This is a genomic window from Bacillota bacterium (assembly GCA_024653485.1).
Taxonomy (GTDB): Bacteria; Bacillota; SHA-98; order UBA4971; family UBA4971; genus UBA6256.
Genome location: JANLFY010000014.1, coordinates 13,823 through 37,264 on the forward strand (window position 1 = coordinate 13,823; position 23,442 = coordinate 37,264).

The 23,442-nt window shown below is 62.1% G+C and carries 27 protein-coding genes; 24 read left to right on the forward strand and 3 right to left on the reverse strand.

What is annotated here, in order from left to right:
• Positions 1-19 precede the first annotated feature (19 nt).
• The 10 genes from murA to NUW12_10585 all read left to right on the forward strand — a co-directional run bounded on the left by murA (position 20) and on the right by NUW12_10585 (position 10,442).
• Entirely contained in the window at positions 20-1,294 is a 1,275-nt protein-coding gene (gene murA / locus NUW12_10540; protein ID MCR4403189.1) for a UDP-N-acetylglucosamine 1-carboxyvinyltransferase, read from the forward strand.
• A 13-nt stretch (positions 1,295-1,307) separates the two neighbouring features.
• Positions 1,308-2,153, forward strand: a complete 846-nt coding sequence (locus NUW12_10545) for an FtsQ-type POTRA domain-containing protein (protein ID MCR4403190.1) — start codon at positions 1,308-1,310, stop codon at positions 2,151-2,153.
• An 88-nt stretch (positions 2,154-2,241) separates the two neighbouring features.
• The gene (locus NUW12_10550; GenBank protein ID MCR4403191.1) at positions 2,242-2,955 is read left to right on the forward strand and encodes a DUF881 domain-containing protein; all 714 of its coding nucleotides are present in this window, start codon (positions 2,242-2,244) and stop codon (positions 2,953-2,955) included.
• Positions 2,952-3,317: a small basic family protein gene (locus NUW12_10555; GenBank protein MCR4403192.1), complete on the forward strand. Its 366-nt coding sequence runs from the start codon at positions 2,952-2,954 to the stop codon at positions 3,315-3,317. The genes NUW12_10550 and NUW12_10555 overlap by 4 nt, the downstream gene beginning before the upstream one ends.
• 214 nt (positions 3,318-3,531) lie before the next feature.
• Entirely contained in the window at positions 3,532-4,830 is a 1,299-nt protein-coding gene (gene ftsA / locus NUW12_10560) for a cell division protein FtsA (GenBank protein ID MCR4403193.1), read from the forward strand.
• Between the two features lie 110 nt (positions 4,831-4,940).
• Positions 4,941-6,002, forward strand: a complete 1,062-nt coding sequence (gene ftsZ, locus NUW12_10565; GenBank protein MCR4403194.1) for a cell division protein FtsZ — start codon at positions 4,941-4,943, stop codon at positions 6,000-6,002.
• Positions 6,003-6,276: 274 nt separating this feature from the next.
• Positions 6,277-7,155, forward strand: a complete 879-nt coding sequence (locus NUW12_10570; protein MCR4403195.1) for a sigma-E processing peptidase SpoIIGA — start codon at positions 6,277-6,279, stop codon at positions 7,153-7,155.
• A gap of 64 nt (positions 7,156-7,219) precedes the next feature.
• Positions 7,220-7,960, forward strand: a complete 741-nt coding sequence (gene sigE, locus NUW12_10575; protein MCR4403196.1) for an RNA polymerase sporulation sigma factor SigE — start codon at positions 7,220-7,222, stop codon at positions 7,958-7,960.
• 185 nt (positions 7,961-8,145) lie between these two features.
• Positions 8,146-8,874, forward strand: a complete 729-nt coding sequence (locus tag NUW12_10580) for a helix-turn-helix domain-containing protein (GenBank protein MCR4403197.1) — start codon at positions 8,146-8,148, stop codon at positions 8,872-8,874.
• Positions 8,875-9,056: 182 nt separating this feature from the next.
• Positions 9,057-10,442, forward strand: a complete 1,386-nt coding sequence (locus NUW12_10585; GenBank protein MCR4403198.1) for a radical SAM protein — start codon at positions 9,057-9,059, stop codon at positions 10,440-10,442.
• 123 nt (positions 10,443-10,565) lie between these two features.
• Here the strand turns inward: NUW12_10585 and NUW12_10590 are convergent, their stop codons facing one another.
• The 3 genes from NUW12_10590 to sigG all read right to left on the reverse strand — a co-directional run bounded on the left by NUW12_10590 (position 10,566) and on the right by sigG (position 12,564).
• Entirely contained in the window at positions 10,566-10,823 is a 258-nt protein-coding gene (locus NUW12_10590) for a YlmC/YmxH family sporulation protein (GenBank protein MCR4403199.1), read from the reverse strand.
• Positions 10,824-10,937: 114 nt separating this feature from the next.
• On the reverse strand, positions 10,938-11,747 hold the full coding sequence (gene spoIIR, locus NUW12_10595) for a stage II sporulation protein R (protein ID MCR4403200.1): 810 nt from the start codon (positions 11,745-11,747) through the stop codon (positions 10,938-10,940).
• Positions 11,748-11,793: 46 nt separating this feature from the next.
• Complete coding sequence (sigG, locus tag NUW12_10600; GenBank protein ID MCR4403201.1) at positions 11,794-12,564, reverse strand: RNA polymerase sporulation sigma factor SigG; 771 nt, start codon at positions 12,562-12,564, stop codon at positions 11,794-11,796.
• 346 nt (positions 12,565-12,910) lie between these two features.
• Here sigG and nrdR point away from each other — a divergent pair, with 346 nt between their 5' ends.
• The 14 genes from nrdR (at position 12,911) to lgt (ending at position 23,441) form a co-directional block, all read left to right on the forward strand.
• Complete coding sequence (gene nrdR, locus NUW12_10605) at positions 12,911-13,366, forward strand: transcriptional regulator NrdR (protein MCR4403202.1); 456 nt, start codon at positions 12,911-12,913, stop codon at positions 13,364-13,366.
• A 186-nt stretch (positions 13,367-13,552) separates the two neighbouring features.
• Positions 13,553-15,574 carry an anaerobic ribonucleoside-triphosphate reductase gene (nrdD, locus tag NUW12_10610; protein ID MCR4403203.1) on the forward strand — a complete coding sequence of 674 codons (2,022 nt, stop codon included), beginning with the start codon at positions 13,553-13,555 and terminating at the stop codon, positions 15,572-15,574.
• A 30-nt stretch (positions 15,575-15,604) separates the two neighbouring features.
• On the forward strand, positions 15,605-16,156 hold the full coding sequence (nrdG, locus tag NUW12_10615; GenBank protein MCR4403204.1) for an anaerobic ribonucleoside-triphosphate reductase activating protein: 552 nt from the start codon (positions 15,605-15,607) through the stop codon (positions 16,154-16,156).
• Between the two features lie 58 nt (positions 16,157-16,214).
• Positions 16,215-17,024, forward strand: a complete 810-nt coding sequence (gene pgeF / locus NUW12_10620) for a peptidoglycan editing factor PgeF (GenBank protein ID MCR4403205.1) — start codon at positions 16,215-16,217, stop codon at positions 17,022-17,024.
• 195 nt (positions 17,025-17,219) lie between these two features.
• Positions 17,220-18,668, forward strand: coding sequence for a hypothetical protein (locus tag NUW12_10625; GenBank protein ID MCR4403206.1), 1,449 nt, complete (start codon positions 17,220-17,222; stop codon positions 18,666-18,668).
• A gap of 56 nt (positions 18,669-18,724) precedes the next feature.
• Entirely contained in the window at positions 18,725-19,444 is a 720-nt protein-coding gene (locus NUW12_10630; protein ID MCR4403207.1) for a YggS family pyridoxal phosphate-dependent enzyme, read from the forward strand.
• Positions 19,441-19,908 (forward strand): cell division protein SepF, encoded by a 468-nt coding sequence (locus tag NUW12_10635; GenBank protein MCR4403208.1) that lies wholly within the window; start codon positions 19,441-19,443, stop codon positions 19,906-19,908. The genes NUW12_10630 and NUW12_10635 overlap by 4 nt, the downstream gene beginning before the upstream one ends.
• An 87-nt stretch (positions 19,909-19,995) precedes the next feature.
• Entirely contained in the window at positions 19,996-20,331 is a 336-nt protein-coding gene (locus NUW12_10640) for a S4 domain-containing protein (protein MCR4403209.1), read from the forward strand.
• Between the two features lie 35 nt (positions 20,332-20,366).
• Positions 20,367-20,654: an iron-only hydrogenase system regulator gene (locus tag NUW12_10645; protein ID MCR4403210.1), complete on the forward strand. Its 288-nt coding sequence runs from the start codon at positions 20,367-20,369 to the stop codon at positions 20,652-20,654.
• A 9-nt stretch (positions 20,655-20,663) separates the two neighbouring features.
• A complete protein-coding gene (locus tag NUW12_10650; GenBank protein MCR4403211.1) occupies positions 20,664-20,987 on the forward strand; it encodes a DUF167 domain-containing protein in 324 nt (107 codons plus the stop codon).
• Positions 20,988-21,025: 38 nt separating this feature from the next.
• Complete coding sequence (locus NUW12_10655; protein MCR4403212.1) at positions 21,026-21,352, forward strand: DUF5665 domain-containing protein; 327 nt, start codon at positions 21,026-21,028, stop codon at positions 21,350-21,352.
• 79 nt (positions 21,353-21,431) lie between these two features.
• Positions 21,432-22,103, forward strand: a complete 672-nt coding sequence (locus NUW12_10660; GenBank protein MCR4403213.1) for a TraR/DksA C4-type zinc finger protein — start codon at positions 21,432-21,434, stop codon at positions 22,101-22,103.
• Positions 22,104-22,203: 100 nt separating this feature from the next.
• On the forward strand, positions 22,204-22,671 hold the full coding sequence (gene lspA, locus NUW12_10665; protein MCR4403214.1) for a signal peptidase II: 468 nt from the start codon (positions 22,204-22,206) through the stop codon (positions 22,669-22,671).
• A complete protein-coding gene (gene lgt, locus NUW12_10670; GenBank protein MCR4403215.1) occupies positions 22,668-23,441 on the forward strand; it encodes a prolipoprotein diacylglyceryl transferase in 774 nt (257 codons plus the stop codon). Before lspA ends, lgt begins: the two co-directional genes overlap by 4 nt.
• Position 23,442 lies beyond the last annotated feature (1 nt).

The window sequence follows — 23,442 nt, forward strand, 5'->3', positions numbered from 1 at the left end:
GCCGGAGGTGACGTCTTCAGTGAAACTCGTAATCGCCGGCTCAAGAGCGCTTTCCGGCGCGGTGCAAGTTGCGGGGGCCAAGAATGCCGCTCTGAAGATCATGGCAGCTTCTCTCCTTGCGCGGGGCGTGTGCCGTCTTGCGAACGTCCCCCGTATCACGGACGTTGACACGATGATCGGGGTGCTTCGCGGGCTTGGTGCCCGTGTTGAAGCTCGCCAGGACGGAAGCGGCATCATCATTGACCCTTCGGGAGTGGACCGCTGTGAACCCCCGGAGGAACTCGTGAAGGAGATGCGGGCTTCAATACAGGTGATGGGGCCGCTCTTGGCCCGTCTGGGGTACGTACGCGCGAGACAGCCAGGGGGTTGCAACATAGGCCCGCGCCCCATAGACCTGCATCTCAAGGGCTTTGCGGCGTTGGGAGCGAGGATCACAGAGGAGCGCGGGTACGTCTCGGTATTCGCTGAAAGGCTCAGAGGAGCGGAGATCTTGCTCGACATCCCGAGCGTGGGCGCGACCGAGAACATCATGATGGCTGCCTGCCTGGCTCAAGGGACCACGGTCATAAGAAACGCGGCGCGTGAGCCCGAGATAGTGGATCAACAGAACTTCCTGAACAGGCTCGGTGCCAAGATTCGGGGAGCGGGCACGGACACTATCAGGATCGAGGGTGTGGACTCTCTCGGCGCGACGGACTATGCGGTCATACCAGACAGGATCGAGGCCGGCACGTTCATGGTGGCGTGTGCCATGACGGGAGGCGAGGCACGCATCGAGAACGTCATCCCCGAGCACCTCCATGCCATCGTCGCCAAGCTGCGCGAGACGGGGGCGGAGATAGCGGAAGGGGACTCGTACGTGTTGGTGAAGGGCCCGCGGCGCCTCCGGGCGGCGAGCGTCCGGACTCTGCCCTATCCGGGTTTCCCCACAGACATGCAGCCGCAGTTCGTGGCGGCCATGAGTATGGCGGACGGAACGAGCATAGTAACGGAGACGATATTCCCGAACAGGTTCAGATACACCGAGGAGCTCAGACGCATGGGGGCGAACATCAGGGTCGAGGGCCGCGTGGCGATAGTGCAGGGCGTTCCCGCGCTGTCGGGAGCGCACGTCGAGGCCCCTGACCTCAGAGGGGGCGCTGCTCTCATATTAGCGGCGCTTGCCTCGGAGGGGACAACCGAGATCACCGGTGTCCATCACCTGGACCGAGGGTACGAGGATCTCCCAGGGAAGCTGGCGAAGCTGGGCGCGGCCATCGAAAGGGTCCCTACTTCAGAGCTCCAGGCGGGATGACAGGAGTAAAGCGATGGCTTTGAAAATCGGGACTGCGCAACCAGCCGGGGAGTCAGCGCCCGGCGGGGAGAGAACGCGAAGCCGGGAAGGGCTCGAGCTAGGGCGCGAGCGCAGACGCGATAGCGGCCGCGGACGAGCTGATCCGGGCCGCGGGCTCGTTCCTTATGCGTTCGTCGTGCTCCTCGTGGCGAGCGCCGGGTATACCTTTCTGAGATCACCGTACTTCCGGGTGCAGCACATCGATGTCCGCGGGCTCACAAGCCTCTCGACTGAGGAGGTCGTGGTGGCGTGCGGCCTGGCGGAAGACGAGAACATCTTCGATGTCGACATCGGTGGCCTCGCCTCGCGGGTGAGGGCTATTCCGAGGGTGGACAAGGTGCTGGTCTCTCGGCGGCTTCCGTCCACCATTGTCATCCAGGTACAGGAGCGGCTTCCGGTAGCCGTGCTCCCGTACGCGGGGTATTTCGTGGAGGTGGATGGCGCGGGCACTGCCATTGGGCTGGAGGAGAGCTACCGGGCGAATGAGCTTCCGCTCTTGACCGGGCTTACGCTGCGATCGGTCAAGGTCGGCTACCGCGTGGACGCGCCCGAACTTCCGCTGGCGCTCGCGATTGCCGCGGCTTTACCGGAACGAGTCCTCCGGCGGGTATCTGAGATCAACTTCGACGAGTCGCGCGGATTCTCCCTGTACATGCAGTCGCATACGCAGGCTCTGCTGGGCAGTGGAACGGAGGCGGAACTCAAGTCCCGAGTAGCGGTGCTTGACGCACTGCTCGCGAGGATCGAGGAGGAAGGGAAGCACGCGACGTACGTCGACGTCAGGTTCGAAAAGCGGCCGGTCGTGAGGACCGGGAGATAGTGACAAGCGTTCCGGGAGGTGTATAATTGACGTAGAGTCGGTTCCAGGCGTGCATCGGTGCTTTCCAGGGGGAGAGAGCTTGAGGAGAGTGCGGGACTTCGAGGTATACGTTGCCGTGGTCTGTGTAGTCCTCGGTGTGTTGCTCGTAGCCCAGTTCCGGACGCAGGAATACATCGGCCGCGCGCAGATTCCATCCAGGAGGCTTGAGGACCTCAGTGACATGCTGCGGAGGTCCGATGCCGAGAGGAGCCTCTTGGAGAAGGAGGTCAACACGCTCCGTAAGCAACTCGCCGCTGTGGGAGAGGGCGAGCGCGCGAACGAAGCTCTGAGCGTCGAGCTTGCGAAGGCGCGCATGGCGGCCGGGCTGGTCCAGGTTGAGGGGCCCGGCGTCGTCGTAATGGTGGACGACAGCAAGCGGCAAGCCGCGCCCGGTGAGAGCCCCGAGCTTTTCCTTGTACACGACGAGGACCTCCTCAAGATCGTGAACGAGCTCTTCGCGGCGGGTGCGGAGGCCATTGCCATCAATGGCCAGCGGGTAATCGCCACAACGGAGATAAGGTGCGCCGGTCCGGTGGTTTCGGTGAACAATACGAGAATAGGGCCTCCGTACGAGATCGTGGCCATCGGCGAGCCTGCCACTCTCGACGCGGCGCTGCACATGCGCGACGGCATCCTCGATACGCTCAGGGCATGGGGAATCGAGGCCAAGGTCACGAAGATGACGAGCGTGCGGGTGCCGGCGTACAAGGGCAGTCTATACTTCCAGTACGCGAAGCCCGTGACGGAAGGAGCGAAAGAGTGATGCTGCCGGTCCTCGGCCTCGTTCTGGGGATCATCATCGCGCTGCTGACGCCCGTGAGATTCCCCGCAGTCTATTCGGACTATATGGCCGTGGGCATCCTTGCGGCGCTTGATAGCGTGTGCGGCGGGATACGCGCGGGCCTAGAGGACAGGTTCGACAAGGTCGTTTTCATCTCCGGTTTCGTGAGCAATATGGCACTGGCCGCATGCCTTACGCTGGTCGGAGACAAGCTAGGGGTCGACCTCTTCCTTGGAGCTACCGTGGCGTTCAGCATAAGGATATTCAACAACGTCGGGATGATCCGCCGCTATCTCCTTCAGCCGGGGCAGCGGTCTTCCGGGACGCGATCGCGGAACTCGTAGAGGCGAGTGACCGGAAAGAGGAGATACGACATGCTCGTTGAAGTGTACACAAGTTTACAGACCCGCGCAGGCTGGCCGGCAAGCCGCCGGGCCTCCCCGCTTTGGAGAGAGGACGGAGCGGGGACGGGGAGAAGCCTAGTGTGAAGAGTTGAATCGAACATGGACGGACCGCAAGGCCGACAAGAGGCCGGCGGGCCGCTTGGGGAGGTACGACATGCCTGGTAGAAAAGTGGTGGCCGGGCTCGACATAGGTACCACTAGGGTGTCAGAGGTCATCGCGGTTGTCGGGCCCGACTGGGGCGTGGAGATGGTCGCGGCCGGTGTTGCGCCCTGCCAAGGACTCCGCCGTGGTGTGGTAGCGGACATAGAGGCGGTGGCGGAGGCGATAAAGACGGCCAACAAGCGGGCGTGCCACATGGCTGGGTTCGATGTCCGAAGCGTGTTCGTGGGGGTTCCGGCGGTCCACACGATCCGGCGGGACACCCGGGGCGTCGCGGCTGTTAGCGGGGGAGACGGAACCATCACCGTTGAAGACATGAGACGAGCCCTGGAGGCAGCGAAGGTGTTGGCCATCCCGCCGGACCGGGCGATAATCTCCGTGCTACCTAGAGAGTACATTGTTGACGGGGTCGGCGGGATAAGGAACCCGGAAGGGATGGCAGGCGTCCGGCTGGAGGTCGACGCGGCCGTGATCATGGGACAAGCGGCCTCGCTGGTGAATCTTCAGGCGGGCGTCGAGAGGGCGGGGCTCGCGGTCACCGGGTGGATCCTCGAGCCCGTTGCGGCCGCATACGCAGTTCTTGAAGCAGAGGAACGCGAACGGGGCGTCATCCTTGTGGACGTCGGAGGGCAGATCACGCAGATAGCCGCGTTCTACGAAGGGGCGCCCGTTCTGCTGTCGTGGGTGCCCGCAGGCGGCATGCACATCACGAACGACATCGCAATAGGAATGAAAGTCCCTCTGGAACAAGCCGAGAGAGTGAAGAGGGAGCTGGGCCTGAGCCGGGAGCGGCACGAGACGCGCGCGAGGACGCTGACGCGCGAAGCGGGATTTGGGCAGCGGGATGCCCACGAGCAAAGACGACCCTCAGGCCGACAGCCCCAGGGACCGCAGCGTTTGCCCGCGGACGAAGATGGTTTCCTGGATAGGATCGTCGAGGCGAGGCTACGAGAGATCCTCGAACTAGTGGAAGTGGAAACCAGGCAGGTGAGGGCGAAGGGCCTTGCTCCGTGCGGCGTGGTGTTCACAGGGGGCGGCTCGCTCGTGCCGGGCATCCTGGATCTCGCCGGTGAGATCCTGGACGCTCCCGCGAGGACGGGTGCGCCTTTTGAGATGAAATGGCGGGGCGGAAGGGAGCCTGAGGAGGTCTCCGCCGTTGCGCTCGGCATAGCGGCTCAGATCGCGAACGATTCAGCATGCGGACTCTTAGGAGAGACGATGCGCTCGCCGATAAGGGACCTGCTCGCCGGGGTCCGCGGGTGGTTCAGCGATTTCATCAAGGACTTCTTCTAGTGGGACGTGAGGCGCGACCCGGTTGGCTCGCATGACGAGACATTCAGGAGCGTCCGGCGGGCCGTGTCGAGGGCGGCCGGCGCGGCGGCGGAGCGCAGGAGGGATGGTTTGTGTTCAACCTTGAGCTTGAGATGGAGCAGTTTACCAACATAAAAGTGGTGGGCGTTGGCGGCGGAGGGTCGAACGCGGTGAACCGCATGATCGCTTCTGGACTGTCAGGCGTGGAGTTCGTCGCCATAAACACTGACGCTCAAGCGCTCGCCGCGTCTGACGCCAGCGTGAAGATCCAGGTTGGTGAGAAGCTCACCAAGGGTCTCGGGGCGGGGTCGAATCCGGAGATCGGAGCTCAGGCGGCCCAGGAAAGCTACGAGGTCCTTCGCCGGGCGCTGGAGGGCGCGGACATGGTCTTCATCACGGCCGGGATGGGTGGTGGCACCGGCACGGGCGGGGCGCCGGTGGTGGCGGGCATCGCCAAGGAACTCGGGGCGCTCACTGTGGGAGTCGTGACGAAGCCGTTCTCGTTCGAGGGACGCAGACGAATGACTCAAGCCCTCGCAGGGCTGGATAACCTCAAGTCCAAGGTCGACGCGCTGATAGTCATCCCTAACGACAGGTTGCTGCAAGTGAGCGAGAAGAAGACGTCCATCCTCGAAGCGTTCCGCCTTGCTGACGATGTCTTGAGACACGGGGTCCAGGGCATATCCGACCTCATCACTGTGCCGGGCTTGATCAACGTGGATTTCGCCGACGTACGCACGATCATGAGCGACGCCGGCTCGGCTCTGATGGGAATAGGAGTCGCCTCGGGTGAGAACCGGGCTCAGGAGGCCGCGAGAGCAGCGATCGAGAGTCCGCTTCTCGAAACGTCGATAGATGGCGCCAAGGGTGTGCTCATGAACATCACCGGCAACAGCACGCTCGGGCTGTTCGAGGTGAACGAGGCGGCCGAGATCATCGCTCAGGCGGCCGATCCGGACGCGAACATAATCTTCGGGGCCATGATAGACGAGACTCTCAAGGATGAGATAAGAATCACGGTGATCGCGACCGGCTTCGAAGCGAGGTCACGTCAGCAGAAAGTGGGGCTCGAAGAGGTGGAGATAAGCGACTTCGCGACGTCCAGTGACGATCTGGACATCCCGGCGTTCCTGAGACGCGGACAGAGAAAATGACGACCCAGACGAGCTCGGACACCGGTTGAGGTGCCGAGGAGCGTACGAAGCGGAGCGGCTTACTTAAGGGATGGGCCCCGGCACGCGCCGGGGCTCATCCTCGTCACCGTGTGACATATTTCTACTGAGCATGGCTGTATACTTTTAGGGAGGAAGGGATGGCCGAGAGAGGAAAGATGCGCCATGAGAGGCTTTGCGGATACGGACGAGTAAGCCCGGCGCGAGGCAGCGGCGACATCCAAGCGAGGCGGGAGGAGTCCGGGAGGCGGAAGAGGTGAACGGTCAGTTGATCGCGAACGCCTGCGTGATGACGTTGGTGATGCAGTGGCTGACGCTGTGGGCCACCGCGGCTGTGTTGGGCTTGAGGGCCGGGCCTCCGAGGCTCTTGGCCGGGTCAATCGCGGCCGGGATCATTGACGCGGGGATCATAGCGGCGTTCTTCTCGGATCTCATCTCAGCTGGGGCGGCGATCCCTCTTGCTGTTCTCTCGGTAATCCCCGCCGCCAGGGTGGCGTTCGGGCGTCTGTCGCCAGGAAGGTTGCTGCTCGTATGCGCGCACGTTCTTGGCATCAGCGTGCTTGCTTTCGGGGGAGCGCTGGCGAGTGCGTATCTCACCGGGTGGCGCCTCGTGCCGACGATCGTAGGACTCGTCGGCACCGTCCTCTTGACCGCCGAGGTGGGGTGGGGCCTCGTTCACCGCAGGATCCGGGACTGGCTTCTTTTCGTGCCCATTGAGGTCCGCCTCGGCGACGTGAGTCTCAGGGTGAACGCGCTCATCGACACGGGCAATCGGCTCAGGGACCCGATCACCGGGTCCCCCGTGGTCCTCCTCGAGTACGACGCGGTCGCCGACGTGCTGCCTGAGAAGGTGAGGCGGGCCTTCATGGCGTTCGACGCCGGCGACTTCGGACTCGTTTCCGAGCTCCTGGCCGATTCCATGTGGCTTTCCAGGTTCCGCATCATCCCGTTCGTTTCGGTGGGAGAGGAGAGAGGGTTGCTCGCCGGGCTCCGAGCGGACGAGGTCAGGGTTTTCGGTGGCGCTCGGTCGACTTCTAGCCGAAATGCCGTGGTCGGAGTGATGATGAGACGGGTCTCGCCCGAAGGAGCTTTTGCCGCGCTCCTCCATCCCGATATCCTGGCCGAGGCGTCCTGAGCAGGGTTCGCCATGCGGGCGCCACCGCTGCGGCGGCTCCATTTCCGTCCGGGAGGGGACCAGGATGAGCGTAGGGTCGAATCTGAGGCACCGGCTGTCCGCTCTGAGGATCGCCCTCGTGCTCTACGCCGTGAGGCGTGGGTTCCTCCCGCGCCATGTCGTGCTCTATGTGGGCAACGGCGAGGTCCTCCCGCCCCCGCTTTCCAGCGACGAGGAGAGCGAGCTCTTGGCGAGGTTGGAGCGCGGCGATTCCCAGGTGAAGAGCGAACTCATCGAGAGGAATCTGAGACTGGTGGTGTACATAGCGCGAAAGTTCGAGAACACGGGGATCGGCGTGGAAGACCTGGTGTCCATCGGGACGATAGGCCTCATCAAGGCGGTCAATACTTTCGACCCTTCGAAAAGGATCAAGCTAGCAACTTACGCCTCGCGGTGTATCGAGAACGAAATCCTCATGTATCTTCGCCGCACCAGCAAGTCCAGAGCTGAAGTGTCATTCGATGAGCCGCTCAACGTGGACTGGGACGGCAACGAGCTCCTGCTTTCAGACGTAATGGGGACGGACACGGACGTCGTGTACAAGTGCATCGAAGAGAAAGTCGACAAGTCCCTGCTCGACGACGCCATGAAGAGGTTGTCAGCGAGGGAGAAGTGCATAATGGAGTTGAGGTTTGGCCTGCGTGACGGCACTGAGAAGACCCAGAAGGAGGTGGCGGACCTCCTTGGCATTTCGCAGTCGTACATCTCCCGGCTGGAAAAGAGGATCATCCGCAAGCTCCGCAGAGAGATGAGAAAGGTGGAATAGAGGCACCGACGACGCCTTCGAGGGGTCGCCGGATCCCGCGGGTTCGAGATCTGGCGCTGGTTGACGGATACGGCGAACGGAATGTATTCTAGTCTTGATGCGGGATGACAAGAGGACGCTGGTATTCATATGCCAGCGTTTCTTGGAGAGCAGCTTTTGGGTCTTTTGGGGGAGTGTCCGTGGGTTTGACGGAGCGGAAGAGGGAGTTTCTTGCGGCCCTGTGCAAGCTGTACGACGAACGCATGGAGCCGGTTCACTACGAGGACGTGGCAAGGGAACTCGGCGTGAGCAAGTGGACGGCGTACGACGTGCTACGGAGCCTCGCCGCGGAAGGGCTCGTTGCGGTGGAGTACACTTTGAACAGGCGTGCGAGGACTCCAGGAAGGTCCATGGTGGTGTTCCGTCCTGACACGTGTCGGGAAGACCTGCATAGTTCACTTGCGAGACATTGCGGGCGTTCGCCTTTCGACGAGGAACTGGACGGAATCAAGAACTACCTCGTCGCGTGCCTCGGGGCACTGGGAGACCCCACATCCCAGGGCATCTGGCAGGGGTTCATGGAGAAGCTCGATCGCGCGACTGGGCCCGCGGCGTTCTGCGGCTACATGGCCGTGCTTCTCGTTGCGTGCACGCGCCTTCTCGGAGGGAATGGCTTGGACGCTCTGGGGCGGCTCGTGGAAGCAGGCGCGGACGCCCATAGCGCCCTGGTGGTGTTCTCGGGGGCAATCATAGGGATGTTCGTTTCGCATCCCTGTCTGCCAGGGGATGTCACCGGGAAGATAGCGGGCTATATGAGAAGGTTTCAAAACCAAGTCGACAACTTGAGCGGGCGGGAAAGATGTCTGCTGCTCGAATTCGTGAGGGAGATCCTGGGACGTACATGCCGTAGCGGACGGAGTCCGTCGGGTTCGTGAGCCGGGCTTGCGGCACGGACGGTTGCAGCCGAAGCTCGCGTGTCGCGAAAGCTTGGACGAATAGGGACCGGGGGAGGTGTTGACCGGAAGCGATCATGGCTCCTCGGCGGGTGGGGGCATGTCAACGGAGCGGCCTGCGTGTGTTGAGTGACTCGATGACGTCCCGGAAAGGAGGCTGGAGGGTGAGAGCGTACGAACTGATGAAGAAGTATGCTGCGACCCAGGTGGTTGACTACATGCTTTCGTTGCTTTCCAAGGATCCCCAACGTCACCTGGTGGCACTCACGAAGATTCTCGAAGCCTTCGCCGCGACGGTGGAGCACAAACAGCAGATCGAGATGGCGAGGCGCGCTTTCGAGAATCCAGACCATGTGTGGACCCGGTATGCCGAGAGGGCGTTTTCATCCCTTCACCCGAGTTTTCGAACGAAGGGGCTGGTCAATCTGTTCGTGAACGAGGTCTATCTAGGATGGCAGGAGCGCAAGAAGCACGCTGACAGGCTCGGAACGAACGTCCCAGCCCTCCTGGTGATAAGCCCCACGATGAGGTGTAACCTCGCGTGCACCGGGTGTTACGCTGGGAGGTATACGAAACGCGATGAAATAGACACGGCGACCTTTGACAGGATCATTACAGAAGGCAAGGAGCTCGGCATCCACTTCATAGTGGTATCTGGCGGCGAGCCATTCACGCGGGAAGATCTCCTTGACATGGCTGCGAAGCACGATGACGTCGTGTTCATGGTGTATACCAATGGCACTCTGATCGACAAGCCCGTGGCGAAACGGCTAGCCGAATTGGGCAACATATCGCCCGCCATCAGCGTGGAGGGGTTCGAGGAGGAGACAGATGCTCGGAGGGGACCTGGCACGTTTGCCCGGGTGATGCAGGCCATGGACAATCTCAAGGAGGCAGGGGCCATCTTCGGCTTCTCAGCCACATACACAAGGCTGAACGTTGACGTCGTAGCGAGCGACGAATTCGTGGACATGTTGATCGACAAGGGGGCCATGTATGGATGGTTCTTCACGTTCGTGCCGGTTGGCAAGGACGCCGACATGGACCTCATGTGTTCTCCCGAGCAACGGGACAGGATGCGCAGACACATCCTTCACATCCGCGAGACGAGGCCCATATTCGTGGCTGACTTCTGGAACGATGGGCCTCTCGTGGCTGGATGTCTTGCGGGCGGAAGATCCTATCTTCACATAAACGCGAGAGGCGACGTCGAGCCCTGCGTCTTCGTGCATTTCGCCGTGGACAACATAAAGAATACAACCATCAAAGATGTACTTACCTCTCCCTTCTTCATGGACATAAAGTCCAGGATGCCCTTGAATCGGAATCATCTCAGGCCGTGCATGATAATAGACAACCCGCACATCTTGAGAGACGTGGTGACCAAGCACGGGGCTCGTCCGACCCATGAGGGGGCCGACTGTGTCACGACCGTGCTTGCTGGGGCGCTTGACGAATACGCCGAGGCTTACGGCAGGATAGCGGATGCCGCATGGGAACGGGAATACGAGCAGGCGCGGGCGAAAGCAGTGGCGGCGGCGGGCAAGTAAAGGTCTCGGCAAGGCTGGAGGGGTCGCATGTCGAGGCGAGGCGGCTGAAGAGCGGGAGCGCTAAGCATCATTCGATGGAAGAGCGCCCCGGTCATAGGCTGCCTCGCCGGCAACTCTACGCGATCACTGTTTGGGAGGTTCGGCGTATTCGCTCGCCTCGACGAGAATGACGTCCAGGCCGATCCTGCGGATCTTCTCCCAGGGGATGACATAGTCGTTGTAGCGGCCAAGTATGCCCATCAGCCTGGCGGGTCCGGGCACCATGATGGCTTTGACTTGCCCTGTGGCAAGGTCGATCTCCATGTCACAAATGGGGCCCAGTCTGCGGCCGTCCACGACGTTCACGACCTCACGGCTCCGAAGATCGGAGATGCGGACCAGCATCGCCACCACCCCCAAGGCTTGCATAGATCACTATATTCGCAGGGACGGCGTCGCGTGCGCGTCCTTGCGTGTTCTCTTGACTCGAGTGGGATGGGTGGCACGCGCCATGAGTCATCCCGCTGTGAGGGCTAGGAGAGGGCGGTATAGATCACCGTCTCCGCGGCTACGAGGGGGGCTGAGCAGGCCGATGCATCCCGCTTGCGTATCCGGGACGAACGAGAGCAACAACCGTGTGTCTCCAGGCGTTGGCGGCCGAAAAGCCGGCGGGGACGCAGTCGCCTGTTCTCCCGGGCGCGCGAGCGCCGGCCAACCATCGGGGCCGTCAGAAGTAGACGCCCCGAAGTCCAACCGGAGTTTGGCAAGGGCTTCCCCGGGCGAGAGCTCGAGAGCGAGGCCCTTGACTTCCCTGTTCCCGTCGAGTTGGATGAAACACAGCGGCGGGAACAGGACACACCACCAGTTTCGTCCCTTTCCTGCTCCGAGGATCACTCTTACGGCGTCGTAGTTGCCGCCAGGAAGCGTGACCGAACCGTACGTGCGTTCAGGAAAGGGAAACGTGCCCATCTCCACCTGGGCGCCGTACGACTTCCCCGCCGCCAGGACGCGTTCCGACGCGACCGCCTCAATCTTGCCGGCATCCTCCCGAAGGACCCGCCAGGCCTCCTCCTTGGTCGCGACAGATCCCAGAATGTCCTTCGCCCGTGCGAGGACGGCGTCGCGGACGGCGAGCTTCAAAGCCTGATCCTCGGGGCTGTCGCTGTTTGCGACGACGTGCAAACGTATGAGGTTCTCTGTGTTGAATGCCTTCTCTGCCTCCGACGTGGGGCTCGAAGGTAGGATCATGCTATCGAAAACCGCCGCCGACAGAGCCACGCCGGCGGCAGTGATGACGAGTATGAGCGCGCTTACTGCTATCCTCACCCGCAACACACTTACCTCCCATTCCCACAGCGCGCGGCGTGGGTCCTCACATGAACCGCCTCATGTGTTTGAGAGCGGCTTTCTCAAGCCGAGATACCTGGGCCTGCGAGATACCGATCTCGTCTGCCACTTCCATCTGGGTCTTCCCTTCGAAGAACCTCAGTCTCAGGATGAGCCGTTCCCTGTCACTCAGCTTCTCCATGGCCTCCCGAATCGATATCCCTTCGAGCCAGGTGGAATCCTGGTTCTTCTCGTCACTGACCTGGTCCATGACGTAAATCGGGTCGCCACCGTCGTGGTAAATCGGTTCGAAGAGCGATACAGGATCCTGTATCGCGTCGAGCGCGTACACCACTTCCTCACGAGGCATTTTGAGCTCGTCAGCGATTTCCGTGATGGATGGCTCCTTGGAGTTCCTGTTGACAAGGACGTCCCTTACCTGGAGGGCTTTGTAAGCGACATCTCGGAGCGAGCGGGAAACCCTGATAGGGTTGTTATCTCTGAGATAGCGGCGGATCTCTCCGACTATCATCGGGACCGCATACGTCGAGAACTTGACGTTCTGAGACAGGTCGAAATTGTCAATGGCCTTCATCAGACCTATGCACCCAACCTGGAAGAGGTCGTCCACATACTCACCTCTGTTATTGAAACGCTGTATCACGCTGAGCACCAGGCGGAGGTTTCCGTAAATGAGCTTGTCGCGGGCGTCTTTGTCACCCCGTCTGACGAGATCGAGGAGTTCGCGCATCTTCTGGTTGCTCAGAACGGGGAGCTTCGAGGTGTTGACCCCGCATATCTCGACCTTGTTCGTCATTGTGAGGGGTTCCCCCGTGTTTCCAGAATATCTCAGCTCCAATACAAGTATTGCCCCCTGCGCACGCTTTTATTCCGGTCTGGACTGGCGGAATCTTAGATGTGCTGAGCTTTCCGTGCGTGTGGGGCTCGTTGGCGCGTCCCGGGACAGGCACGACGGACATATGAAGCAAGGATGAGATAAGGGACGTGCCGAGGAGCTGGGGTCTCGTGAGCCGCCCTCTGTCGCGGGAGGATGGCAAATAGGGGTTCGACATACAATATGTTGGGCGATATAATGGTAATTGCCCACAACATATAGACAGTGGCGGCCCTACCTGACAAAGCATGTGCTCGGGAGGGGACATATGAAGTGCCCATATTGCGGACAGCCCGACAGCAGGGTGATCGACTCGCGTGCCACAGATGAGGGAGCTGCGATCCGGCGAAGGCGGGAGTGCGTGTCGTGCGAGCGGAGGTTCACGACGTATGAGGTCGTCGACGAAGTGCCGCTCATGGTCGTCAAGAAGGACGGCAGGAGGGAGCCGTTCAGTCGCAACAAGATACTGACCGGACTCATGAAAGCGTGTCAGAAACGTCCCGTCCCGATGAGAGTCCTTGAGGACATAACCAGCGACGTGGAAAGAGAGCTCAAGGGCCGCCTGGAGCGCGAGGTATCCAGCAGAGAGATCGGGGAGATGGTTATCCGGAGGCTTCGTGACCTCGACAAAGTTGCGTACGTCCGCTTCGCTTCCGTCTACCGGGAGTTCAAGGACATCGACACGTTCATGGAGGAGTTGAGAAAACTCCTGAATGAGGAGTGACCGTCCTCCGGGGCTCGGGCGAGGCGCGGGCGAGGATGTAGGAAGCGGCGGGCGGGCCTAGGAGGATGGAGGTCCCGAGCGAAATCGATGAGGGTCTTTGGGAGAGGTGAGGTTCCTTTGGCCGTTGGGGCTGGTGCGACACAAGTGATCGTCGAGGCGAGCGGGAAGGCGGGGTCTGAAAGACAGCTGCGGGTTTTCTCCAGCATTCAGAAGCGCGATGGACGTATCGTGCCTTTCGACAAGGCTAAGATAGTGAACGCGATCTACAAGGCGATGCGGGCAGTCGACGAAGAGAACCTCCGACTTGCGGAGGAGCTCACGGAGAGGGTGCTCGCGCACGTCGCTGTCGAGTGCGTGGGCGCGATCCCCACCGTTGAGGGCGTCCAGGACGTCGTGGAAAGGGTGCTCATCGAGGCCGGCCACGCGAAAGTTGCCAAGGCGTACATCCTGTATCGCGACAAGCGCACCAGGATCCGCGAGGCGAAGGCGGAACTCATGGACGTGGTGGCCGACATCCTCGTGGAGACCAACCGCGAGAACGCCAACGTAGGAAACTCGCCTTCGGCCAAGATGCTGCAGATCGCCTCAGCGGCGAGCAGGCATTACTATCTCCACAGGCTCATCCCGGAGGACATAGCCCGTGCGCATGTGGAAGGGGACATCCACATTCACGATCTCGATTGGTACGGCAAGACGCTAACGTGCGTTCAAATACCGCTGTACGATCTCCTATCGAAAGGCTTCAGCACAGGGCATGGGTACATACGGCCACCGAGACGCCCGGCGTCTGCCGCAGCGCTTGCCGCGATCATCCTACAGAGTTCGCAGAACGACATGCACGGAGGCCAGTCCTTCGGGTTCTTCGACCGCGATCTCGCTCCCTTCATGGACGGTCACTCGGAGGACGAGGTCTTTCAGGCAATGGAGGCGCTCGTCTACAACCTCAACTCCATGCACAGCAGGGCAGGGTCGCAGGTGCCTTTCTCTTCGATCAACCTCGGGTGCGACTTGAGCGAAGCCGGAAGGATGGTCACGCGCTGCCTGCTACTCGCGTTTGAGAAGGGTCTCGGCCGCGGGGAGAATCCGATATTCCCAAACATCATATTCAGGGTGAAAGACGGCATCAACATGAAGCCCGGCGACCCGAACTACGACCTGTTCAGGCTGGCCGTGCGAGTCGCGAGCCGCCGGATGAACCCGACCTTCTCGTTCATGGATTCCTCGTTCAACCGCAAGTACGGCTCCGAAGTCGCGTACATGGGGTGCCGCACGCGCGTCATAGCCAACAGGCACGGTCCCGAGGTTACCACGGGCCGCGGCAACCTTTCGTTCACGTCTGTCAATCTGCCGCGCGTGGCGCTCTTGGCCAGAGGAGACATTGAGAGGTTCTTCGTAGGGCTCTCGGAGGTCATGCGCCTTGCCGCAAGGCAGCTCTATCATCGCTACAACGTGCAGCGGAAGTTGAGAGTGAAGGACATGCCGTTTCTCATGGGTCAGCGCCTCTATCTGGGGTCGGAGGCGCTCGGTCCGGATGATTGCATCGAGTCGGCGATACGCCACGGCACGCTGTCCATTGGGTTCATAGGACTTGCCGAGACCCTCAAGGTGCTGGTGGGAGCTCATCATGGGGAGAGCGCCGACGCTCAGAAGCTGGGGCTCGAGATAGTGGGATTCATGAGGGAACGTGTGGACGAAGCAGCGGAGATCCACGATCTCAACTACACTCTCCTCGCGACCCCCGCGGAAGGCCTCTCAGGAAGGTTCGTCGCCCTCGACCGCAAGAGGTTCGGGGTCGTACCGGGCGTAACCGACAAGAAGTTCTACACGAACAGCTTCCACGTGCCCGTGGACTTCGAGATAGGCATGTACGACAAGATAGCGTTGGAGGGGCCGTACCACAGGTTCACCAACGCGGGACACATCTCATATGTAGAGCTTTCGTCGCCCCCGCTCCACAATGCCGAGGCGGTCGAGGCCATACTGCAGCACATGGCGAGGTGCGACGCGGGCTATGGCGGCATAAACTTCCCCATAGACGAGTGCAGATCGTGTTCCTTCTGTGGGGTCATAGCCGAGGCCTGCCCGAGGTGCGGATCGGTAGACATAAGGAGGGTCCGGCGGATAACGGGATATCTATCGACCATCGACAGGTTCAACGATGCCAAACGCGAAGAGCTTGCTGCAAGAAGACCCCACCTCTCGTTCTGAGAGCCGACCTTGTTCGGGAAGGGTGATGCAATGACTGAGGTCACGCTCAGACTTGCAGGGATCACAAGGGAAAGCGTGGTGGACGGCCCAGGGATAAGGGCGGTCGTGTACGCCCAAGGCTGTCCGCATCGCTGCAAGGGATGCCATAATCCAGAGACCCACGACCCGGACGGCGGGCGGACGCTTGCCTTGGGAGATATCGTGGACCAAATGCGGCTGACCCCGATAGTGCGCGGCATCACTTTCAGCGGTGGGGAGCCATTCGCCCAGGCGGGGGGCTTCGCGCTTCTCGGGCGGCGGCTCAAGCGCATGGGCTTCGATATCGTGACGTACACAGGATACACGTGGGACGAGCTCGTGAGACCCGACGCGCCGGCGGCCTGGCGCGAGCTCCTCGACGTCACCGACATCCTCGTGGACGGCCCGTTCCTGGAAGGCGAGAAAGACGCCAATATCGCATTCCGGGGGTCGCGTAACCAGCGCATCATAGACGTAAAGGGATCCTTACGCCTGGGCGCCGTGGTCGACCTTGGCCGGAAGTACGATCTTGGGGCCGCTTCGGCGCCTCCCGACGAGCGCTGAGGCGCGCGAAGATGCTTGGCTGGCGTCGCTCGAGCGGTGTCGAAGGATGGTGAGGGGCTTGGAGGCGCGTCGCGCAGGCGGCGTTGAATACCTGGTATTTCCTGAGCTAGAGGCGATCGGAGCGGTATCGCACGCCTTTACCACGAGGCGTGGCGGGACGAGCGAAGGCCCCTTTGCCACGCTCAACATGGCGTTTCACGTGGGCGACGATCCACACCGGGTACGGAAGAACCGTGGCCTGGTGCTGTCGGCGCTAGGAGCCCCAGAGGGGGGACTCGTCGCTGGAGAGCAGGTGCACGGCGAGGCCGTGGCGGTCGTCGGTCCCGAAGACAGGGGGCGGGACTGGTCGCCTTGGTCGCAAGGCATACCGTCGACTGACTGTCTCGTGACGGCGTCCCCGGGCGTGGTGATCTCGTGTTACGTGGCTGACTGCGTGCCCGTCTTCCTCGCTGACCGGTCGGGCCGAGCGATTGGGCTCGTGCACGCAGGATGGCGCGGGATCGCTCGTCGCGCGCCGGTAAGAGCCGTGGAGGCGCTGTGCGCAGAGCTCCACGTGAGCCCGCGCCGCCTCGTGGCGGGGATCGGTCCTTCGATAGGGCCGTGTTGCTACGAGGTTGGGCGCGAAGTAGCCGAGGCGTGCGAGTCCGCGGCGGGCACGGCCGATATCGCTCGTCCGACGGGAAGCCAACGTTTCAGGCTGGATCTCAAGGAAGCGTGTCGTAGGGAGCTCGAGCTTGCGGGGCTCGAGCCAGACAGCATCGTCGTCGCGCCCCATTGCACGTCCTGCAGGTTCGACCTCTTCTTCTCGCACAGGGCGGCGCGCGGCACCACCGGGCGCATGGCGGCCATCATGTTCATCTCCGAGTGACTGCCGTAGCTTCTTCCGCTTACATTCGATCGCCCGTCAGTTTGTGTCCGGCATGTCGAACCTCCAAGGTTTCGGTGCCGCGATGTCATACAGCTCCGAATCGCGACGAACACAAGTTGACCGGTGCCGTCCCCATCGAGGCAGGACTTGAACGCGGCCTGTAGAAAGACTATCGCTGTACGGGAGGTATCGGGCGTGCGCGGTGCCAGAACCTGGACTTGTGGCAGAAACAGTGGAAGAAGGAGGCACACGCCCCCAGGGCCCAGGGGAGACACGACCGGAAAGGCGGGTCTTGGCCGCTCCCACTTGACGCTCGCTGGAAGCGCTCCGCACCGCGCGGCGGCCAGCGGGACGACGGTTTCCGCCGCGTGCGACGCCGGCAAGCGGCGGCGCACCCGCTCGCTCGTTGCGGGCAGCGCCATGTTCCTGCTGGCTGTCATCAGCTTCGCCGTGTGGTCTCTTCACAAGGCAACGACGATCTCCGCGTTCGAGAGGCGGCTGGAGTGCGCGCAGGCGGTGTGGGGCTCGGTCGAGGAAGGCCCGGAGGTCGACGCGGTGATCGTGAGGGACGAGAGGGTATTCGTGTCGCCCATCGCGGGGAAGGTCAGGCTGCTGGCTCAGGAGGGGGAGCGAGTCAGGGCGGGAACGACGGTTGCCGAGGTTGTGCGGGAAGACGCCAGGCAGACTCTGGAACCTCGACTTGCAGACGCTACGGAAGAACTTGCGAGGTTCGACGCGTACGCCCGGGCGAGGCTGGAGGACCTGCGGCGGCAACAGGCCGTCCGGAAGATCGAGGTCGAAAACGAGAAGCGTGCGCTTGACCTGGCGAGGGCTTCAGGGGATGCGAAGGCTGAGAAGGAGCACCGGGAGTCGCTCGCCCGAGCGAATGCCGAGGTCGCCGCGGTGACCACACGCCTGGAGCAGGAGGAGAAGGCGCTTCGGGAGAAGGGGCTGGCGATCGCCGCGAAGGTGCGGTCAAGGGAGGACGCATACAAGACGGCCGTTTCCGACCTGCGCGCCGAGGCGCCCGGCGTTGTCAGCTACGAGCTGGATGGCCTGGAGATGGTCCTGACACCTGTCTCCGCCCGAGAGATCTCGCCAGGCCGAGTCCGGTCACTTGCTGGATCAGCCGTACACGTGACCGACGGACTCGAGGTGAGCCAAGGGGAGCCCGTATTCCGGCTCGTGGACAATTACCGCTTGCTCCTGCTCGTGCCCCTTTCAGGAGGGGAAGCGGACGGCATCGCGTCGTCGAGCGTGAGCGTGAAGTTCACTTCTCCGGAGGTGGGGGGAGGGGTGCTTCGCGCGCGCGTCATTGCCCAGAGTGATCCCGCGCCCTCAGGGGAGCGAAACGTGCTCTTGGAGGTATCCGGCTTTCCACAGGAGCTATGCCGCGTGCGGCGGGCACGTGCGAAGCTGGTCACGAAAGTGGCATTCGGGCTTACGATCCCGCGCCGCGCGGTCGTGCAGGACGGCGACGAGCGTTTCGTGTACTCCCCCGTCAATCTTGGTGTGGTGAAGAGGCCTGTGGAAATCGTGGCCGCCGAGCGGGACACCGTCGTCGTGAGGGGCCTGAAGGAAGGTCAGAGGGTCCTCACAAATCCGGCGATAGTGAAGGAAGAGCGCATCGCGGTGTGGCGCTGAGGCCGAAGGCGCCCGTGAGACATTAGGAGCAGCAGCGGTCCCGGAGGCGCACGTAGTTGACGGACATTGCTTTTAGGATACAAGTCATCCAGCGGCGGATACGTGAGGCAGCCGCCAAGGCAGGTCGAGACCCTCGTGACATCGGGATCGTGGCCGTCACCAAGAACGTGCAGGTCCAGGCGGTGCGCGAGGCGGTCCTTGCTGGGATATCCACCATCGGCGAGAACCGCGTGCAGGAAGCGGTGAGCAAGTTCGCCGTCCTCGGCCCGTGCGTCGAAGGGAAGCCCGTCGCGTGGCACTTCATCGGACATCTCCAAACGAACAAGGTGAGGCTCGCACTGGACGTGTTCAGTCTCATCCACTCGTTGGATTCGTGGAAACTGGCGTGCGAGATCCAGCGGGTCGCCGAGAAGACCGACAAGACCGTTGATTGCCTCCTTGAGATCAACGTGTCGGGCAAGCAGACAAGGTTCGGCGCGGACCCGGCGGAGGCGGTGGGTCTCGCGAAACGAGTGAGCGTCTTGGACAGGGTAAGGCTTATCGGCGTAATGGCAATCGCTCCCGTGGTCGACACCAAGGAGGAGGCGAGGCCATACTTCCGCATGGCCAGGGAGATTTGCGGCAGAATACGCGACGAGGGCCTGTTCAGGGCGAGCAGGGTTCACTTGTCCATGGGGATGACCCAAGATTTCGAGGTGGCAGTGGAAGAAGGCTCCACACTGGTGAGGATCGGCACGGGCATTTTCGGGCCTCGGCGAGAGGGGGCGGTGATGTGAGGAAAGGCTTCATCGATCGGATTCTCGACTTCATGGGCTTCGGTGAAGTTGTAGAAGACGAGGATGAGATGGGAAACGAAGGCCTGAACGACCAGCGTTTTTCCGAGCGGGAGCCTGTAGCCGCAGCGAGGTGTGGCCGGGGCCGGGGCGTGGTTCCGCTCCCGCAACCGCCCAGAGCCAAGCTGGTCGTGACGGAGCCCCGTGCTTTCGACGACATCCCCGGTATTCTCGAGCACCTCAAGAAGCGACGGCCCGTCATAATAAGCGTCGCAGAACTAGATCGCGATCTCGCCCGGCGAGTGTTGGACTTCGCCGGCGGGGCCGCATACGCTCTCGATGGCAGCATGCAGAAGGTAGGCGACGGGATTTTCCTTTTCACGCCGAGCAACTTCGAGATAGGCGTGGACCTGCCGGCGAAGGGCGAAGTAGCCGCGGCGGCGTCTTCGATCTTCAGCCGACCCTGATCCGTCGACGAGTCGGGAGGGCGGGTGCGGGTAGCTGAGCGGGTATCGAGGTCGGGGCTTTGGGTAGTGGGGAAGGAGGATGGTTCGTTGGCCGGTGGGCGTGTCGAACGAGAGGAAGGGGGCACCGAACCAGGCTTGGAGCGACGCACAAAGGTCGTGAAGGGCACCGTTGCAAGGCTGCGGCTGGACGCCGTGGCGAGCCTTGGGTTCGGAGTCTCCCGAACGGCCATGGCAGAGGAGATCAAGCGGGGACGCGTCGCGGTCAACGGCGTCCGGAGGCTCGACCCGTCATTCGGAGTGAAGCCTTGTGACGTGATGACCCTCGAAGGCAGGGGCAACGTGAGGCTCGCCCACGTTGCGGGGGAGACCCGCAAAGGGCGCACGCTGGTCCACCTCGAACGGGAGGTGGGGGAAGGTCTATGAGTGAGGGGCGGGCCGATGCGCGGGCCGGCGGTTCCATTCCGGCGGAAAGCGAGGGGCGTGCACGGCAGGGCAAAGCGACGGAAAGAAGGATAGCGGTCGTTGGCATACTGGTTGAGGACAGACTGAGGGCAGTCCCTAAGGTCAACGAGATCCTGAGCTCCCACGCTGACATGATCCTCGGGAGGATGGGCGTGCCGTACCGGGAGAAGAACATCGCTGTGATCGCCCTCATTGTTGACGGAACCACCGACGAAATAGGAAGCCTCACCGGCAAACTAGGCAGCCTTCCGGGGGTGAAGGTGAGGTCGGCCGTGACGGCGTGAGAGGAGGCGATGGAAACGGCATCCGGAAGCAAGCAAGGCAACAGGGCGAGGCTGAGTGTGAGGGTGAAGCCTCGCTCTTCTGTTTCACGGGTGGCTGGGTTCGAGGGCGGCACCCTTGTGGTGAGGGTGGGCGCTCCTCCAGTGGACGGTCTGGCCAATCGAGCGGTGTGCGAGCTCGTGGCGGAACTGGTCGGCGTGAGCAAGTCCTCGGTCAAGATCGAGAGAGGGGAGAGATCCCGGGACAAGGTCGTGGCGGTAGACGGCATTTCCCAGGAGCGAGTCGACATGGTGCTGGCGAAATTAGGGAGGGAGCAAGAAGGGCAAACTAAGTAAGGTCACGGCAGGTGAGAGGTGGCGGGCTTCGCGAGGCGATGGACAGAAGGCGCAGACAGGTTAGGACGGCGCTCGACCAGGATACGGCGAACACTCTGGTTCGCCGTATGGCAGAGCTGTCGCTTGCCATGGACAAGATGAACATCGCGGAGTACGTGGAGTTCCTGAGGAGCCCCAGGCGGATCATCTATGTCAACTTCATTGGCGGGCTCGCACGAGGTTTCGGTATCGGCATAGGTGCGACCGTGCTGGCCGCCGCATTCCTCCTGATACTCTCCCGCCTCGTTCAACTCAATCTCCCGGTCATCGGCAGATTCATCGCGGAGATCGTGAGGATAGTGTCCGAGCACCTGAGGGTGAGATGAGGATTGAGATGAGCATAGCGTGGTGATGCCAGCCTGGGGGAAGGGGGAGGGGCGGCTCGATACACTGGAGTTGAGGACATTGGAAAGACGACTGCAACAGGCGTTCCTTGCAAGGCTCCTCGAGGAGAGATCGAGGCTGGAAAGCCGCATAGGTGCCCTCGAGGGGCGCGGCGGCCAGGGAGGGCTCGACACGTCCATGAGGGACTCCATAGGCGAGTTCTCTCTATATGATAATCACCCGGCGGACGTCGGGAGCGAGCTCTTCGAAAGAGCAAAGGACCTGAAGTTCCGGGATGACGCCCGCTTGCTGCTGAAGCTCATCGACGAGGCCATCGAGAGGGTGAGAAGCGGGGTCTACGGGACGTGTGAACGCTGTGGCCGGGAAATAGGCGAGGAGAGGCTGGAGATGGTGCCGTACACGGCGGTGTGCGCCCGCTGCAAGGAGCAAGTGGAGAAGGAGATCCCCGCCCGGCGCGTGCGTCCTATCGAGGAGGAGGCCATAGGCAGGCCATTCGGCCCGCACATATTGGACGGCAAGTCCCCCGGCATAGACGGCGAGGACGTGTGGCAAGACGTGGCTCGCTACGGCACCTCAAGCACGCCGCAGGACGTGCCCGGCGCTGAGGAGTATGGTGAGGCGTTCGATGACGCCGACGAGGTCGAGGGGGCGGTCGAGCGGGTGGACCTCATCATGGCAGAAGACCCAGACGAAATCCCGCCCGATCCCGACGCGCCTAGGCGGCGTCCTTGAAAGCCCCCCAGGTATGTGGTACAATACCTACGGCACGCGCGGCGCCGTCAGAGCTGACTCTGGGCGCAGACGATCTCCGGACGGGCGGGATGTGTCGAGGGTGGGCGCAAGGACCCGGCCGTGGCTCATCGCTGCGGCTGTCATCGCAGTAGACCAAGGTACCAAGATCCTCGTGGAGAGGAGCATGCCCGGGGGCGGCGCCATCGCCCTGCTGGGAGGCGCGGCGCACATAGTGCACGTGCGCAACGCCGGGTCGGCTTTCGGCATATTCCGCACGGCGACCATCCCGATGCTCGTGTCCGCTCTCGTGGTCACATGGTGGCTCGTCGCGAACCTGACCGGCACGATGCGCGGGTCAGGCCGGGTGTTCGAAACGGGATCGTCCGTCATGGTAGGGGGAGCTCTGGGAAACCTCATCGACAGGGTCCGCGCCGGGTGCGTCGTGGACTTCGTGGATTTTCACTTCTGGCCGGTGTTCAATCTCGCGGATACCGCTATTGCCGTTGGAGCGTTGCTGGTAGTGTACGCAATGGTTCTGGGGAAAACCAGGGGGAGGAGTAGCGAGTGAGGCCAATACTGTTCCAAATCTGGAGGATACCGGTCTTTTCGTACGGTTTTCTTCTCGCGGTCGCGTTCGTGGTTGGCACGATCTTGGGAGTCAGGGAGGCAAAGCGGAGGGGCATAAACCCCGACAAGATCATCGACCTCGCGCTCTATACGTGTATTGCCGGGATCATCGGCGCGCGCCTGCTTTTCATCCTGTTGGACATACCGACCTACTTCCAGGATCCGGTCAAGATCGTGAATTTGAGAGATGGAGGCCTCTCATTCCAAGGAGGTCTCGCCTCGGCGATACTCGTGGGCATTTGGTACTCTCGCCGCGAGAAGCTGGATGCTTGGGTCCTGGCTGACATAGCTGCCCCTATCATCCCGCTGGGCTACGCGCTGGTGAGAGTGGGCTGCCTTCTCAACGGGTGTTGCTATGGGCTTCCGGCTGGTGTGCCGTGGGCTCTCGCAGCGAAGGCGGGTGACCAGACGCTGCGCCATCCCACCCAGGTGTATGCGGCTCTCCTGAGCCTGGTGATCTTTGCGGTGCTCTTCATGAAGAGGAACCACAAGAAGTTCCCGGGTTACCTAATGTTCCTCTACGTCGGGTTGTATTCGGTGGCTCGTTTCATCGTGGAGATCTTCCGGGACGTCCCGAGGATGCTGGGGCCTCTCTCCATCACGCAGCTGGCAAGCATCGTGGTGGCCTTCGGTGCATTCGCGTGCATCGCCTTGTTATCGTCGGACGAACTGCGGCAAGAGCGCTCGGGTCAGGCGGTGGGGCGCGAGTAGA

Bases quoted from the DNA above. Each gene is read 5' to 3' on its own strand.
- NUW12_10545 (MCR4403190.1), top strand. From the start codon at position 1,308: ATGGCTTTGAAAATCGGGACTGCGCAACCAGCCGGGGAGTCAGCGCCC.
- ftsA (MCR4403193.1), top strand. From the start codon at position 3,532: ATGCCTGGTAGAAAAGTGGTGGCCGGGCTCGACATAGGTACCACTAGG.
- sigE (MCR4403196.1), top strand. From the start codon at position 7,220: ATGAGCGTAGGGTCGAATCTGAGGCACCGGCTGTCCGCTCTGAGGATC.
- sigG (MCR4403201.1), bottom strand. From the start codon at position 12,564: ATGACGAACAAGGTCGAGATATGCGGGGTCAACACCTCGAAGCTCCCC.
- nrdR (MCR4403202.1), top strand. From the start codon at position 12,911: ATGAAGTGCCCATATTGCGGACAGCCCGACAGCAGGGTGATCGACTCG.
- nrdG (MCR4403204.1), top strand. From the start codon at position 15,605: ATGACTGAGGTCACGCTCAGACTTGCAGGGATCACAAGGGAAAGCGTG.
- NUW12_10650 (MCR4403211.1), top strand. From the start codon at position 20,664: ATGGAAACGGCATCCGGAAGCAAGCAAGGCAACAGGGCGAGGCTGAGT.
- NUW12_10655 (MCR4403212.1), top strand. From the start codon at position 21,026: ATGGACAGAAGGCGCAGACAGGTTAGGACGGCGCTCGACCAGGATACG.